Annotated in this window: 13 protein-coding genes; 9 read left to right on the plus strand and 4 right to left on the minus strand. The window is 63.0% G+C overall.

Going from position 1 to position 16212, the window contains the following annotated elements:
* Positions 1–7: 7 nt before the first annotated feature.
* On the plus strand, positions 8–847 hold the full coding sequence (locus BDOA9_RS29350; protein ID WP_025037516.1) for an SDR family oxidoreductase: 840 nt from the start codon (positions 8–10) through the stop codon (positions 845–847).
* Positions 848–856: 9 nt separating this feature from the next.
* The gene (locus tag BDOA9_RS29355) at positions 857–2818 is read left to right on the plus strand and encodes an acyltransferase family protein (protein WP_025037517.1); all 1962 of its coding nucleotides are present in this window, start codon (positions 857–859) and stop codon (positions 2816–2818) included.
* Positions 2819–2893: 75 nt separating this feature from the next.
* On the opposite strand, the gene BDOA9_RS29360 is transcribed toward BDOA9_RS29355, so the two are convergent.
* From BDOA9_RS29360 to BDOA9_RS29370, 3 genes are read right to left on the minus strand one after another with little or no spacing between them, the layout of a single operon-like run.
* Entirely contained in the window at positions 2894–4084 is a 1191-nt protein-coding gene (locus tag BDOA9_RS29360; protein ID WP_025037518.1) for a hypothetical protein, read from the minus strand.
* Between the two features lie 29 nt (positions 4085–4113).
* The gene (locus BDOA9_RS29365; RefSeq protein WP_025037519.1) at positions 4114–4989 is read right to left on the minus strand and encodes a hypothetical protein; all 876 of its coding nucleotides are present in this window, start codon (positions 4987–4989) and stop codon (positions 4114–4116) included.
* 59 nt (positions 4990–5048) lie between these two features.
* The gene (locus BDOA9_RS29370; protein ID WP_025037520.1) at positions 5049–5789 is read right to left on the minus strand and encodes a hypothetical protein; all 741 of its coding nucleotides are present in this window, start codon (positions 5787–5789) and stop codon (positions 5049–5051) included.
* A 452-nt stretch (positions 5790–6241) separates the two neighbouring features.
* Between BDOA9_RS29370 and BDOA9_RS29375 the strand changes: the two genes are divergently transcribed.
* From BDOA9_RS29375 to neuB, 7 genes are all read left to right on the plus strand, one after another.
* Positions 6242–7126: a class I SAM-dependent methyltransferase gene (locus BDOA9_RS29375; RefSeq protein WP_192859625.1), complete on the plus strand. Its 885-nt coding sequence runs from the start codon at positions 6242–6244 to the stop codon at positions 7124–7126.
* A 51-nt stretch (positions 7127–7177) separates the two neighbouring features.
* Complete coding sequence (locus BDOA9_RS29380; RefSeq protein WP_025037522.1) at positions 7178–9688, plus strand: hypothetical protein; 2511 nt, start codon at positions 7178–7180, stop codon at positions 9686–9688.
* Between the two features lie 81 nt (positions 9689–9769).
* Complete coding sequence (locus BDOA9_RS29385) at positions 9770–10972, plus strand: HAD-IIIA family hydrolase (RefSeq protein WP_025037523.1); 1203 nt, start codon at positions 9770–9772, stop codon at positions 10970–10972.
* A 135-nt stretch (positions 10973–11107) separates the two neighbouring features.
* Positions 11108–12127, plus strand: coding sequence for an NAD-dependent 4,6-dehydratase LegB (locus tag BDOA9_RS29390; protein WP_042336802.1), 1020 nt, complete (start codon positions 11108–11110; stop codon positions 12125–12127).
* Positions 12120–13346: a LegC family aminotransferase gene (locus tag BDOA9_RS29395; RefSeq protein ID WP_025037525.1), complete on the plus strand. Its 1227-nt coding sequence runs from the start codon at positions 12120–12122 to the stop codon at positions 13344–13346. Before BDOA9_RS29390 ends, BDOA9_RS29395 begins: the two co-directional genes overlap by 8 nt.
* Positions 13339–14517, plus strand: coding sequence for a UDP-N-acetylglucosamine 2-epimerase (gene neuC, locus BDOA9_RS29400; protein ID WP_025037526.1), 1179 nt, complete (start codon positions 13339–13341; stop codon positions 14515–14517). Before BDOA9_RS29395 ends, neuC begins: the two co-directional genes overlap by 8 nt.
* On the plus strand, positions 14514–15584 hold the full coding sequence (gene neuB / locus BDOA9_RS29405) for an N-acetylneuraminate synthase (protein ID WP_025037527.1): 1071 nt from the start codon (positions 14514–14516) through the stop codon (positions 15582–15584). The genes neuC and neuB overlap by 4 nt, the downstream gene beginning before the upstream one ends.
* Here the strand turns inward: neuB and BDOA9_RS29410 are convergent.
* Entirely contained in the window at positions 15581–16192 is a 612-nt protein-coding gene (locus tag BDOA9_RS29410; RefSeq protein WP_025037528.1) for an acetyltransferase, read from the minus strand. The two genes, neuB and BDOA9_RS29410, sit on opposite strands and share 4 nt — an antisense overlap.
* Between the last annotated feature and the right edge of the window lie 20 nt (positions 16193–16212).

Here is a 16212-nt window from a genome sequence, read left to right on the forward strand (position 1 = left end):
GCTCCCGATGCCAAGCCCGTCCTCGCGCTACGACCTGACCGGCCGCACCGCTCTCGTGACCGGCGCAGGCGGCCTGCTCGGGCGGCAGCATGTCGCCGCGCTCGCCGAGGCCGGCGCGCGTGTCGTCGTCACCGACGTCGGACTTGCCCAGGCCGAAGCCGCCGTTGCCGCGCTCGAGCAGAACGCGCCGTCCGCCGACCTGATCGCGCTCGCGATCGACGTCACTACACTCGATTCGGTGCGCGCTGCGCACGAGCAGCTTTCCGGCCGCGGCGTCTCCGTCGACATCCTCGTCAACAACGCAGCGATCGACCCCAAGGTGACCTCCGCACCCGGCGTGATGCATTCCTCCCGCTTCGAGGCGTTTCCGGTCCCGCAATGGCAGACCGAGATCGCCGTGGGCCTGACCGGCGCGATGCTGTGCGCACAGGTGTTCGGCGGCGCGATGGCGTCGCGCGGCCGCGGCGTGATCCTCAACATCGCCTCCGATCTCGGCGTGATCGCGCCGGACCAGCGGCTCTACCGCCAGCCGCAGGTGACCCGCGAGGAAGAGCAGCCGGTGAAGCCGGTGACCTACTCCGTGATCAAGCACGGCTTGATCGGGCTGACGAAATATCTGGCGACGTACTGGGCCGATCGCGGCGTCCGCGTCAACGCGATCTCGCCGGGCGGGGTCTTCAACAACCAGGATCCGGCCTTCGTCGAGCGACTGACGCGCCTGATCCCGATGGGCCGCATGGCCGAGGTCGACGAGTACCGCGCCGCGGTCCAGTTCCTCTGCTCGGATGCGTCGAGCTACATGACCGGGCAGAACCTGGTGATGGATGGCGGGCGAAGCGTGTGGTAGCGGCACCAGGTGGATTATCGCCCCGAAATTGACGGCCTTAGAGCGATTGCCGTTCTCTCGGTAATTCTCTTCCACGCTGGACTGACCGCGATTCCGGGCGGTCACCTCGGCGTCGACATATTCTTCGTCATCAGCGGCTATCTGATCACGTCCATCATCGCCAAGGAGATGGAGGACGGCAGGTTTGAATTTGCAGCCTTTTACGAAAGGCGTGCCCGGAGAATACTGCCGGCACTCATCGTGGTTCTGCTCGCCTGCATTCCTTTCGTTCTCATCTTCATGCTTCCGCGCGAGGTGACCGAATTCTCCAAGAGCGTGATCGCGGTATGCGTGTTCGCATCAAACGTCTTTTTCTGGGCGCAAAGTGGCTACTTCGACAGGGCAGCCGAACTGAAGCCGCTGTTGCATACTTGGAGCCTCGGCGTCGAGGAGCAGTTCTATTTGGTTTTCCCCATTCTGCTGATGGGCGCCCTGCGATTTGGCCGAAGGCGAGCGGGGATGCTGTTTGCCGCGATTGCTGTCGCGAGCATTGCCTATGCTCAGTGGGGCCCTCAGACCAGGGAGGACACCTTCTATCTGATACCAAGCCGCCTCTGGGAGTTGCTGGCTGGCGCTCTTCTGGCCCTGTGGCCGGTGACCAAATTGAGGGCTGAACTGCCCAATGCTGCACTCGACATGTTCGTCATCGTCGGCATCGGATCTATCGGTTACGGCCTGCTTGACCATGGCGAAATCAGATACCCCGATTTGGGCGCCCTTCCTGCCGTGCTCGGTGCCGGCCTCATCATCGCATTCGCCAGCACGCGGACGATCACGGGCAGACTGCTTGGAAGTCGGGTTCCCGTTGCGATCGGGCTAATCAGCTATGGCGCCTATCTATGGCATCAGCCGGTGCTCGTCTTCGCCAGACTGAGCGGCTTCCAGCGGCCAAGTATCGGCACGGCTCTTGCGCTAACGGCATTTTCTCTTGTGCTTGCCTTCTTGACCTATCGGTTCGTCGAGCAGCCGGCCCGGAATCGCAAGCGGCTCGGAAGACCGGCGCTGATCGTGCTTACCTCGCTCGGAATGTCCTTCCTGTCCGGTGCCAGCATTTTCGCGATCGCCACGAACGGCTTCGAAAAGCAAGGCCTCTACTTCAGCAACAACGATACCCGACGCCTGTACGAATTGCTCGAGCGCAATACCGGAGGCGATTTCATGCGCGATATGGGCTCGGACGGCGATTGCATGTTCTGGACATCCCAGCTGCAGCCCGCGGAATGGAGCCGGTTCATCGATTGCTCGAAAAGGTTCGGCCCTGCAACCGTCGTTCTCGGCGATTCCCACGCAATGAACATCTACAATGCGCTGTTCAGGAACAATTATGCCAAGTTCCTCGTCGGCTTGGTTGGTCCCGGATGTCGGCCCTGGGCCAGAATTCCGGAATGTCCCTATCTATCGTTCGACAAGTTCATGGAGGCTCATCGCGACACCGTCGAGACGGTCATATTGCATTTCTCCGGGTCTCACCTCGTGGTCGACGAACACAACCGGCAGGAGCCGGAAGACGTACTGAGATTTGGAGGCAAGTACCACTTCAACGAACGCCCGATCGCCAAGACGATCGATTACCTGCAATCCCTGTCCAAAATGACCAAGACAATCTGGCTGGGTCCTTTTGTCGAAGCTAGGATGGACTTCCGCGACTTCGAAAGCATGAAGCGGGTTGCGCGCGGAGGATTCCACCTCAATCCCCCGACGGTCGACATCTTTTCCGCCCTCGACGAGCACCTTCGCGACAAGATCCGCCTGCAGCGCGGACACTTTCGCTACATATCCTTCTTCGACGTCATCGATCAGGATGCGCGGGGACTGGTGGACGGCGATTGCCTGATGTACAGAGATTCCGATCATCTCAGTGTCTGCGGTGAGCGCATCGTCGGGAAGGACCTGAAAGCGCTTCTTCTGAGGGGCACGTCGTCGGAACGGTGATCCGAAGGAATTTGCAGCTGGCCGGCTCGTCGGATTTCGCTTGACCGCTCGGCGGCGGGCGATCCCTCCCCGATCTCAGCCGCTGCTGGCTTGGCCTCGTTCCGTTCCTTCCAGCAGCTTTCCAAGCCCTTCGCTGGCCACGAAGGTGAGACCCGCCAGCCCAGGTATGATCAGCCGCGTCTCGGAAAAGTCCGCGATGAAGAAGACGAGTCCTACATGCACCAGTGCGGCGGGAACGACCACTGCGATCGTCCGGGTGAGAGCAAACGTCCTTACGATCGCAATTGCGAGCACAGGACTGGCGATCGCCACCACGAGCTTCATGGTCTGAAGATTGACGACCAGCTTGCTGAAATCGCCATTGGTGACCAGGAATGACCTATAGTCGGTTCCGGGATGCATCCAGATCAGCGCCTTCGGCACGGCCAGCGAGACACCGATCAGCAGCCCGAACACGCTCCATTCTTTCAGTGTTGGCCATCGCCGTTCGAAAGCTGCGAGGCCCAGAAGCGCGAACGCCGACGCAAACACGACGTCAGTCCGCCCGAAGCTGATGATCAGCCCCGAGATGATCGCGGCGGGATATCGCCGCGACGTCAGCAGAAAGAGCTGCCAGAACAACCCGCCGGCGATGAAGACGGGACCCATGCGGCCCGGATAGATCGCGATCTGGGTGTAGAACGCAAAGGTCAGCAGGCAGAGCCACGTCGCAGTTGGCGAAAGAAGCAACGTCGCCAGCGCGAACACCGCAAGAAACGACAGCGAATCGAACAGGTAGTTGACGATGATGTGGGTGTGGTAAGTCGAGCCTCTGGGGGTGCGATCGTCGCCGAAGATTTGGACGTAGGCCTCGGTGATCTTGGCAAGCAATGGCCGCATGACGCCTTCGACAGCGTCCATATGGGCAAACTCGCGCTCGTGATCGAGGCTGAACTGGAGTTGCTCACGCAGCAGGTTGGCTTCATGCGCCGTAATGGACAGCGCAAGGCAGCAACAGACGAGCAGCCCCAGCGTGACCGGATTGAAGAAGCTCCTTCTGACCTTGAACAGCAGCAGCAGCGGAGCGATGGCGACGGCCACAAAGAAGGCTATTCCGACGTAGCGCAACAAGCCCGGAAGATACCTGTCGGATATGTTCACCCAATACCAGGCGATGACCATAACGTTCGACACGACCCAGAAGCCGAGCACGAGGCCGAGGGACGGCGTCTTCATGTGCTCGTCGAATTTCAGCAGGCGGCTGAGACCGCTAGACCAAGACAGCATTGCCCCCGCGCTCCGACCGGTTCCCTTGATCAATGCTGCAGAATGCCCGCGAGATTCATGTGCGCAGGACGCGAGTGCTCGATGCCCAGCAGCGTCCGCCGGTTGTCGTTCGTGCGCTGCAAATGCAGGCTGGCGAGCGTAACGCCGGCGCAGGCGGTGACTGTGCTTCCGCGACCGCTGAACGGCTTGAGGAAGTCGAACACACGAGGGCCGAACATATCCACGACCGACATCTCGCGCGCCCCGAGCGGCGGGATCTCCCCGAAATCCGCCTCGAGTTCCTCGCCGTCTTCGCGGATCAGCCTCGTCGTCGGCCGCGCCGAATGCGCATATTCGGGATCGGAAGAGTGATTGATCAGCAGCACGCTGCTGACGATGTCACTGGTCGCAATGATCTTCGGATTGATGCCGGTGAAGCCGACATGGGCCTTGAGCCGGCCCTCGTTCAAGGGCCGGGCAAACGCGCCGGTGCGGTAGATCGCGACGTTGTCCTGATCGACATAGGTCATGGAATAGCTGGCAGGCGACGATCGGAAGCCGTCCATGCGTCCGCGCGACATCACGGCGATCACCAGATAATCGTCCTGCGGCAGCTTGAGCGAGGCGAAAAGACGCGACAGCTCGATCTCGACGGACGAGCCCGGCGCATAGTCACGAGGAAACTCGTAAGTCGCCCGATACTCGCCGTTGCGCGAGAGTATGTGCAGCTTGAACCTCAGCTTCTTGCTGAAGCCCGAGGCGACCAGGCTGGCGAGTTCGGGAACGAGATCCTTGACCGTTTCGCGAAAATTCTTGCGCAGGCTGCCGGCGACGAGGCTGCGGAGATACCTGATGTCGATCGGACGATACCAGGCGGGGATCGAGAAACCCATGCGCGACTCGACGCCGGCAAACGTCGGGAACATGAATCTGGGCTCGTGGGGCTTCCAGGGACTGGATGGGAAACGAGTCACGGACGCGGCCTTCAAAAATGGTGCAAGCTGAACTTGCCGTTGGCAAATTCGTAGTAGCTGAACGGGCTGGCGATGTTGGTGCCTTTGAACTCGAGGGCAAAACCTTCGGCCGCGCCGATCAGCCTTCCGGCGTCGGGGAAAAGGTCCAGCGTGCCGATGCGGGCGGCCCCCATGGGCGCGATTTCCGGCAGCGCACGCTGGCCCAATTCGGTTCCGTCCAGGGCCATGAGCCGGGCCGTTCCGATGGAGACCCCTTCGGACGCCATGCAGGAGTTCACGAGCACCACGCCCGATTCCTTCAGGAAACGCGTGAGATAGGATTGCATCCAGGCAGAGGTCGGGAATGGTGCCGCGGCGACCGGCTCGCGCTCGTGCGACAATGTCACCGCGCCGTGCTGCGAGAAGTATTGTGCGTAATAGCCGGTGGTCACCTTCCGACCGGGACGAAGCTTGGTCTCGTGTTTTGGAACCAGCGCCATCGCCACGGTCCCCGAAACCTGGGGACACAGATCCGAAGTCTGCAATTGCAGTTGCCCGTTGATGCCGAGTTCCCGGTGGAAATAACCGGCCGGCGTGCCCGCGCCGTCAAAGAACCAGACATGCGCATCCACCTCTGGATGGTCCTTCATGAAGACCGAGAAGTAGTTGAACGCGCAGACCTCCGTCGTGACGGTCTCGTCATTGCGCAGGTAGAGCACAGCGGGCGGATAACCTCTGGCGACGGCCTCGCCAATCAGCAAATCACCGGGCATTCGACAAGACTCGGCGGGAGAGCAGGGGATCAGCATAGACCAAGCCGGCCGGCGGCTTTACCCAAATCATACGCGATGTTCTTGGCCCGCATGCTAAAACGTCGGCGCGATTTCAGGGCCTGTTTACGCTGTGCCGACAGGGGAATCAACCTGCAACGGCGCTGCAGCGGTCGATTCGAAAGAAGGCACTTCGAGCCCCAACACCGCCGTAAGGCTCAAGCCTCGGCGGCCCAAGCCGCCGCGGGACATAAGGGAGCCCCTTGCTACCGGAACGAGTGCCGTCGAATCCTTGCATTGCGGCTGCGGCTCTCGTATGACCGAAACTGGCTACGTGACTTGGTACCCGCCTGAAACAGGTCGGAACATCGGCCTTTCCTGGACCTACACCGTGCTTCAACGACAATTCGTCAGCATCACTGCGATCACGGCCACCCCAGCGAGGAAATGCTGACGTGCGCTGGCAAACAAAGGCGCGAGCGTTCTCCCTGTTGTCGAACATCCCGTGGGGCGAAGACCTGCACTACGTCCTGCAGCGTCACATCACACGACGGCTGCCGCGCCCCGAAAAGCAGGTCAAGTCCATCTACACACTTGCGCAGCGGCTGCTCGGTGTCCACGAGAGGTACAGCCTCCGCCCGTTGCGGGATTCGACTTGCTTCGAATTCGGCGCCGGGCGCGATCTGATCATTCCGCTCGCCTTCAGTGCACATGGGGCCCGCCGCTTCATCACCCTCGACATCGAGCGCTTGGCCAAGCTGGAGCTGATCCGCTCCAATGCAGCCGTCATTTCTCGACTGAGCGGGACCGACCACCCGGACTTGAATTCCCTGGCGGACCTCGAGCGTGCCTGGCGGATCGACTACCGCGCACCGGCCGATGCCCGGACGACGGACCTGCCGGCCGCTTCGATCGACTGCGCGGTCTCCGTCGAAACGCTCGAGCACATTCCCAGGAGCGACATCGCGGCAATCTTGAAGGAGCTGCGACGCATCATGCGCCCTGATGGGCTCATCCTCATGCAAATCGACTATGGCGACCACTTCAAGGGCTTCGACCCGTCGATCAGCTCATTCAACTTCCTGACCTATTCCGACGAGGATTGGGCGCCCTTCCAATCTCGCTTCCAGTACGTCAATCGTTTGCGCCATAGCGAATATCTGCAGCTGTTCCGAGAGGCCGGCTTTGAACTGCTCTGCGACCAACCAGACCGCCGGCCGCCGGAGCAGCAGATCCTGGAACGATTGGCGCCGCGCTTCAAAAGCTTCTCCCCAGAGGATCTGTTCACACTCGGCTCCCTGATCGTTGGCCGCCCGGCCGACCCGTCGAAAGGAAATTGAAGATCGCCGATTCTTGGCTGCTTCGCCGGCACCCACTCTAGAGATCTAGTGATGTGGACGACCACATTTGTCCTGACCTTCCTGTTCTTCCTGATCCAGCTCGGCACCGGGTTTTCGATCCTGGCCATCGCGCCAGCGAAACTCGTCGCCATGTGCCGGCTCACGAAGGCTCAGTTCGTCGTCCTTGGATTTACCGTCGGAGCCTCTGCCACGGGCATCCTGCTCGGAGCACTATCGCTGTTCGTGAACGATATTTGGCTTCAGTTCGCGACATTCGCCGTCGTATCCGGCTTCGGACTTGCCTGGTCATGGCCCAACTGGGGCCCGAGCCTCAATGAGACGCGCACGGCTGCCACCTGGTGCATTCTGTCGGTGCCGATCGCGCTCCTGACGTGGTGGTGGTCGTTCGGCGCATTTTCCAGCTTTCCCTTTGCGGACATCGGCGCTGATGTTCACTGGATGAAGACTGCGCAAGAGTACGCCGACGGCGGTGTCATCAATCCGTATGCGGCCCAGTCCTATGTCGATCTCCGTTCGGCAGTGGCAGGCGCGCTCGCCGGAACGCTGGGCCTGGATCTCCTTAGATTTAGTTGGACCTATCGCTTCTTCTCGATTCTGTTCTTCCTGTTGGCGTCCTACGCCTTCGCGCAGGGCGTCTATCCCACGTCGCCACGGAAATGGATCGCCTTCTTCTTCGGCGCGGCCAGCAATGCCGTCGTCCTGATGACGAACGGCAGCCTGGCAGTCGTCAGCAGCGTCGTGTTTCTCGGCGTGCTGATCGGCAATGCGCCGCGCGACGCAAACGGCATCTCGGCACGATCTGCCCTGCTGCTGACCGTCGGCGCGGGCGTGACGCTGCTGCTCGCATTCATCTTCAACAACAACACGCTCGTGCTCGCACTGCTCGCGGCCGGGCTGTTCCTGCTCAGGATCTTGGGCAGGACCGGACGATATGGCGGGGTTTTCTTTCTTGGTTGCATCTGGCCAGCGACGCTGGTGCTTGCGCATCGCGGCTCCTACCTGTTCGTTCCGACCGTTCTCGTCTGCTGGCTCATTTATCTCGCCATCGCGCGGATGATTTCCACCTGGCCGTCGTCCAGCGTCGCGGTGCTGCGGCTTCTGTCCTTCGTGCTGCCGCCGATCATTCTCGGCATTGTCGTCTGCGTTGTGGGAATGCGCTTCGGCTACATTCCTTCAATGAGCGCCAACGATACTTTTTCCTCGATTACGGAATTGTTCCTGGGCAGAAGGATCGAAGGCGGCGAAGAGCTGTTCCTCGGCTCCGGGCCGCTGATCGCCACGATCGAACTTGGCCGGACGATAGGTCCGGTCTTTGCCATCTGCATCACGCTGGGCGTTGCATGGTGGTGGATGTCCCGACCTGCCGTTCGTGTCTCCTCCGGTGGAGTCCGGCCTCGTGCCGACGGCTTCGTGACACTGGTGTGGTCCTGGATCGCCGGCTGCGGCCTGAGCCTTGCCGTACTCTCCGGCTTCCCGTTCCTGTATCGCATCAGCACGATCATATTGTCGCTGTTCACGATCACGGCCACTGAGGTCTTTTGTCACTTGTTGATCGATTCCAGCCCGCTCCCTCGCTATCGGCGGGCTCTGATTGCCACGGCCGTCGCGCTGATTGCGAGCGCTCTTGTGGTTCTGTTCTATGCCTTTCCCTGGCGAACCGATCTGCCTTTTGCCCGCTATCAGGCACTCCTGCGACCGGTGGAATTGGCCGGCGTCGCGCTACTCGTGACGCTCGCAGTATTGACCCTGGTTCAGTCGCGACGAGTCTACATCTTCGCTCTGGCGGGGATCGTGGGCTTGGGTGCTGCCGTCGATAAGGTCGGTCTGTCCGGCATTAACAGGAGCTATAGCTACGGCGCCCTACCCGACCGCACGGCAATCGTCTCACACTACAACGCCGACGAGCTCGAACTGGCCCGTTGGCTCCGCGAGAATCTACGAAGAGGAATCATCCTCTCGGACCCATATACGATGGGCATCGTCCGGGCGACCACCGGCGCGCCGGCCGCCTATCTGTTCTCCAATCTGGACACTGTGAACGAAATGGTGGCGACGCGAGCAAAAGCGGTCGTGCGCACGATTCTGCAGCCGGCCGAAGGAGAGCAGCGGCTTGCAAGCACTTGCAGCCTGATCGCTCCTCTGGTGGGAGCCATCAACGCGGAAGCTTCCTTCCAGATGCGAAAGGCCGACGCTCTGGGCGGAATCATGCGGTCGGTCCGCACCGCACCGGCACCGGGCCAGGAAGCGGCCCCGCCGCCTTCGGACGTCGCTGCGGCATTGATTCCTGAAATTCCGCCTGAGGAGGCCAGGTCCACGATCCAGAACATCCTGGAGACGGGCGAGAACGCCTGGAACCTCGTCGCGATCATCACGCCCCGCACGATCGCGTGGACCCATCTCGCAGCCAACCAGCGTCTCAGCTATTTTCCTCCCCAAGAGCCGATAGCGCCGACGATCATTGACGCCCTTCGCGCGGGCCCGTTTCCGGTCCTGTTCGCGAACAGGCAGACGGTCGTTGTTCGCATTCCTTGTTCGCGCTGATATGAACGCAACATCGGAATTGCCAACGTATTGTCGCAGATGGCGTGAGACTTCATCATTCTGCCGTCGAAGGGACAAATCATGCTGAGACAGGCCGTCATCCTCGTCGGAGGGCTGGGTACACGGCTTGGCGCGCGTACCAAAGCGACGCCGAAACCGATGCTCGACATCGGCGGCCGACCGTTTCTCGACACGCTGATCGATGAACTCGTCCGCTATCACGTCTTCGACGAAATCCTCCTGCTTGCCGGCCACAAGGCCGACATCGTCGAGAGCCACTATGCCGGCGCGGCGAGGGGCCGGGCCAAGATCCTGGTGTCGCGCGAGACCGAGCCGCTCGGCACCGGCGGCGCGCTCTTGAACGCACGCGACCTGCTGCACGACCGTTTCCTGCTGCTCAACGGCGACTCGCTGTTCGACTTCAACCTGCTCGATCTGATCGCGCGTGCGAAGGGAGGGCGGGTTCACATGGCATTGCGCGACGGCGTCGTCGGAGACCGCTACGGGCGCGTCGCGCTGGATGGCGATGTGGTGCGCGATTTCATCGCCCCGGGCGCGGGCGCCACAGGACCGGTCAATGCCGGGATCTACGTCGTCGACAAGTCCGTTCTCGCCGCTATCGCGAAGCTTCCCGCCTCCCTCGAGCAGGACGTGTTTCCCGGCCTTGTCTCGCGCGGCGAACTGCGCGGCACCGCCTATCGCGGCTATTTCATCGACATCGGCATCCCCGACGATTTCGCGCGCGCCGACCGCGAATTGCAGGACAAGCTGCGGAGGCCTGCCATATTCTTCGATCGCGACGGCGTGCTCAACCATGATTCCGGCTATACGTTCGAGACGCACAAGCTCGAATGGATCGAGGGCGCACGCGAGGCCGTGAAGGCCGTCAACGACGCCGGCTATTTCGCCTTCGTCATCACCAATCAATCCGGCGTCGCGCGCGGCTATTACGAGGAGCATCACGTCGTCACCCTGCACCACTGGATGGCGGACCAGATGGCGCTGGTCGGCGCGCATATCGACGCCTTCGAATATTGCCCCGATCATCCCGAGGGAACCGTCGCGCGCTATTGCCGCGTCAGCGACCGCCGCAAGCCGGCGCCGGGCATGATCACCGACCTCGCGCGGCGTTTTCCGGTCGACATGAGCCGCAGCATGGTGATCGGCGACAAGCCGAGCGACCTCGAGGCGGCGCGGGCTGCCGGCCTTCCCGGCCATTTGTTCGAGGGCGGCAATCTTGAGGCCTTCGTGAGAGCGCGCCTGAACGCGGCCGGCAAACTTTAGCCGGCCTTCCAAAAACTGCCGCATACCCGGGCATTTGGCAGCTTTCGGACCGCTGCTCTGTTGCGCGCAACCGCCAGTGTGCTATAGCGCCATCTTGTTGCGAAGATTGGCTTAATCGCCTTTTTGGGGTCCGGCATGGCAGATCTGAGGGACGCCCGCGTCCTCGTTACCGGCAGCGACGGCTTCATCGGCTCGCATGTCGTCGAGGAGCTGGTGAAAGCCGGGGCCCGCGTCAAGGCGATCGTCTTCTACAATTCCTTCAACTCCTGGGGCTGGCTGGACACCGTTTCCGCCGACATCATGAAGTCCGTGGAGGTGGTCGCCGGCGACATCCGCGATCCGCATTTCATGATCCAGGCAACCGTTGGCTGCACCGACGTGCTGCACCTGGCAGCGCTGATCGCGATCCCCTTCTCCTACGTCGCGCCCGACTCGTATGTCGACACCAACGTGAAGGGCACCGTCAACGCGCTCCAGGCCGCGCGCATGGCCGGCGTGCGTCGCTTCGTGCAGACCTCGACCAGCGAGGTCTACGGCACGGCGCAGACGGTCCCGATCAAGGAGAGCCATCCGCTGGTTGGTCAGTCGCCCTACTCGGCTTCGAAGATCGCATCCGACCAGATGGCGCTGTCGTTCCATGCATCGTTCGACATGCCGGTCGTCGTGATCCGCCCGTTCAACACCTTCGGCCCGCGCCAATCGGCACGTGCGGTGATCCCGACCATCATCAGCCAGATCGCGACCGGCAAGCGCAGGATTCGTCTTGGCGCCGTCAGCCCTACCCGCGACTTCTCGTTCGTCACGGATACGGCGCGCGGCCTGATTGCAGGACTCACCGCACCGGCCGAGCGATGCGTCGGCCAGACCATCAATCTCGGCAGCGGCTTCGAGATCTCGGTCGGCGCCACCGCCCAGATGATCGCCGACGTCATGGGGACCACGATCGAGATCGAAACCGACGAGGCGCGGCTGCGCCCGGCGAACAGCGAGGTCGAGCGGCTCTGGGCCGACAATTCCAAGGCACGCCAGCAACTCGGCTGGGCCCCGGAGTTCGGCGGGATCGAAGGCATGCGTCAGGGCATCGTGAAGACGGTGAACTGGTTCACCAATCCCGTCAATCTCAGCCGCTACAAGGCGGACGTCTACAATGTCTGAGGCAAAGGTGGGAACGGCCCCGACCAGATCCGACATCTCCACGCCCGCCTTCGATCCGAAGGCTGTGGTCGATGCCGTCCGGCGCGCCGCGGGTACACCCAACGGCATCCTCGGCCTGCACGAGCCGGTGTTCGCCGGCAACGAGGTCGCCTATCTCGAAGAATGCATCAAGAGCACCTTCGTCTCCTCGGTCGGCCCGTTCGTCGACCGCTTCGAGCGCATGTTGGAAGAGGTGACGGGCGCCAGGCGCGCGGTCGCCGTCGTCAACGGCACCGCGGCACTGCACGCCTGCTTCCGTCTCGCCGGCGTCGAGCCCGGCGAGGAGGTGATGTCGCCGGCGCTGACCTTCATCGCGACCACCAATGCGATCGCCTATTGCGGGGCGGTGCCGCATTTCGTCGACAGCTCCTTCGTCACGCTCGGCATGGATCCGCGCGCCCTCGCCACGCGGCTCGAGAGGATTGCCGAGCGAACGCCGCAGGGCCCGGTCAATCGCGAGACCGGGCGCCGCATCGCCGCGATCTCGCCGATGCACACGTTCGGGCATCCCGTCGAGCTCGACGAGATCGCTGCGATCGCGCGCGACTGGGGCATTGCGCTGGTGGAGGATGCCGCGGAATCGCTGGGCTCGACCTACAAGGGCCACCCCGTCGGATCGCAGGCGCGGCTCGCGGCGCTGAGCTTCAACGGCAACAAGATCGTCACGACAGGCGGCGGCGGCGCTATCCTCACCAATGACGAGGAACTCGGACGCCGTGCCAAGCATCTCACCACCACCGCGAAGCTGCCGCACAAATGGGCCTTCGTGCACGACGAGATCGGCTTCAACTACCGCCTGCCAAACCTGAACGCCGCGCTCGGCTGCGCCCAGCTCGAGCAGCTCGAGGGTTTCCTGGCGAGCAAGCGACGGCTGGCTGCGACCTATGAGCGCGTCTTTGCGGACGTTCCCGGCGTGCGCTTTTCGCGCGAGCCCGAGGGCACCACCAGCAATTACTGGCTGAACGCGATCCTGCTCGACGAAGCGCATGCGAGGCGGCGCGACGACGTGCTGACGGCGCTGAACGAAGCCGGTTTCGGCGCGCGGCCGGCCTGGACCCTGATGCACCGCCTGCCGATGTTCGCACAGAGCCCGCGCGGCGATCTCGCCAATGCCGAGTCGATCGAGCGCCGCCTGATCAACCTGCCGAGCAGCGCCAGCATCAGGGCTCGCGATGAATAGCGGAGCGCGAAAGATCTGCTTCGTCACCGGCAGCCGGGCCGATTTCGGGCTGCTGGTCTGGCCGATGCGCGCGATCCGCGAGACAGCAGGCTTGAGGCTCCAGCTCATCGCCACCGGCATGCATCTCGCGCCCGAGTTCGGCTACACGTTCAACGCCATCCGCGACGAGGGCTTCGAAGTCGACGAGCGCGTCGAGACGCTGCTTGCCAGCGACACCGGCGCGGGCGTCGCAAAATCCGTCGGGCTCGGCGTGATCGGACTTGCCGACGCGTTCACGCGGCTGCAGCCGGATCTCGTCGTCGTGCTCGGCGACCGCTTCGAGATGTTCGCGGCCGCACAGGCGGCGATGTTCATGCGGCTGCCCATGGCGCATCTGTTCGGGGGCGACGTCACCGAAGGCGCGGTCGACGAATCCATCCGCCACGCCATCAGCAAGATGTCGCATCTGCATTTCACCAGCAATCAAGACTCGACGCGTCGGCTGATCCAGCTTGGTGAGCACCCATCCCGTATCCATACTATCGGCTCGGTCGGCATAGACGCCATCAAGCATCTCGATCTCATGAACCGCGATGACATCGGCAACGCGATCGGGATGCCGCTCGGCGAACGCAATGCGCTCGTGACGTTCCATCCGGTGACGGTCGAGGCCGGACGCTCGGTGGCCGAGCTGGACGAATTGTTCGCGGCGCTGTCGACGCTTGATCCCGGCTTTCGCCTCTTCTTCACGCTCGCCAATGCCGATGCCGAAGGGCGCGCGCTGAACGACCGGACCAAGGCCTTCGCGGCCGGCCGGCCGAACACGATCGCAGTCGCCTCGCTCGGGCAGCTCCGCTACCTCAGCCTGATGAGCCAGGTGGACGTCGTGATCGGCAATTCGTCGAGCGGCATCCTCGAAGCGCCGTCATTCGGTGTTCCGACGGTCGATATCGGCGACCGCCAGAAAGGGCGCAAGCGCGCTGACTCGGTGTTCCACGCCGCGCCCGAACGCGGCGCGATCGGCGCGGCGATCTCGCAAGCGCTTCAACGCGGCCGCAAGCACACCGTCAATCCCTATGGCGATGGTGATTCCAGCCGGCGATTTGCCGACATCATTGCCGGCATCCCGGATTTCGGCCAGCTCCTGAAGAAGGGCTTCTACGAGGTACCGGCAAGCGGAGCGCGGCCATGACGAGGCACACGCTGATCATCGCGGAGGCCGGCGTCAATCACGACGGCAGCCTGGACAAGGCACTGGCCCTGGTCGATGCGGCTGCCGATGCCGGTGCTGACATCGTCAAGTTCCAGACCTTCAATGCGAAGGCGCTGGCGGGCGGCGCGGCGAAGAAGGCCGACTACCAGCAGCGCACGACGGATGCCGCCGAGAGCCAGCTCGCCATGCTGGAACGCCTCGAGTTGCCCCAGGCTGCGCATCACACGCTGATCGCGCGCGCCGAGGAGCGCGGCATCGCGTTCCTGTCGACGCCGTTTGACGACGCTTCGCTCGCCTTCCTGCTGTCGCTCAAGCTGCCACGCATCAAGATCGGATCGGGCGATCTCACCAACGCTCCGCTGCTGCACGCTGCAGCGAGGGCCGGTGCGACGCTGATCCTCTCGACAGGCATGGCGACGCTCGGCGAGATCGAGGAAGCCCTTGGCGTGCTGGCGCACGGCTACGCGCAGCGCAACGATGCTGCGGGCATCGCATCTTTCCGCGCGGCGTGGCGCGATCCGGCGGCGCGCGCCGCGCTGGCGCGGCATGTCAGCCTGCTCCATTGCACGACCGAATATCCCTGCCCCATCGCCGATGTGAACCTCGCCGCGATGGCGACGATGCGGTCGGCGTTTCAGCTTCCGGTCGGCTATTCCGATCACACCGACGGTTTCGAAGTCTCGGTCGCCGCGGTCGCGCTCGGCGCCACAATCATCGAGAAGCACTTGACGCTGGATCGCAATGCCCCCGGTCCCGACCACGCGGCCTCGCTCGAGCCTGATGACTTCAAGCGCATGGTCAGCGCCATCCGTAATGTCGAGGCCGCGCTCGGCGACGGCGTGAAGACGCCGAAGGAATCCGAGGTCAGGAATGTGCCGGTGGCGCGCAAGAGCATCGTGGCGGCGCGCACGCTGGAGGCCGGCGAGATCATCGGCCCGGCCGACATCACCGCCAAGCGGCCGGGCACCGGCCGGCCGCCGATCGAATATTGGTCCCTGATCGGAACTGCGGCGCCGCGGGCGCTCGAACCCGACGATCCGGTCTAGCGGCGCGGCTTTGCCGGAACGCCGCGCAACATGGACCCGGGCGGCCATGAACCCGTGACGACAGAGCCCATCGCCACGAGCGTGTCGTGACCGATGGAGATGTGATCGCGGACACGGCTGCCGAGCCCGACAAAGCAATTGTCGCCGATCTCCGCGCCGCCGCCGACCACCGTTCCCGGAGAGAGATGGGTGTAGTGCCCGACGCGCACGTCGTGCTCGACGACCGCGCCCGAATTGATGATGCAGTGATGGCCGATCATGCTTCGCGCATTGACGATCGCCCCCGGCATGATGACGCTTCCCGGACCGATCGTTGCCGACGGCGAGACGAACGCACGCGGATGGATGACCGATGCCCAGCGCTTGAGTTGCAACCGGCCGATCATCTGCCGGCGCGCGGGCCCCGCCTGCATCGTTCCGACCCCGACCACGAAGGCGGCGTCCGGATAGTTCGGGGCAACATCATCGGTTCCGAGATAGCGCGCATCGCCAAGCGTTCCCGGCTGGCGGTCGAGGAAACCAATAATGTTGAACTGGCCGGACAGGAGCGCTGCCTCGTAGACCATGAAGGCGTGTTCGCCGCCGCCGATGATGATGAGATCGTCCATCGCGATTCCCTCAAGCCGCA

This window comes from Bradyrhizobium sp. DOA9 (assembly GCF_000617845.2).
In the GTDB taxonomy this organism is placed as follows: Bacteria; Pseudomonadota; Alphaproteobacteria; order Rhizobiales; family Xanthobacteraceae; genus Bradyrhizobium.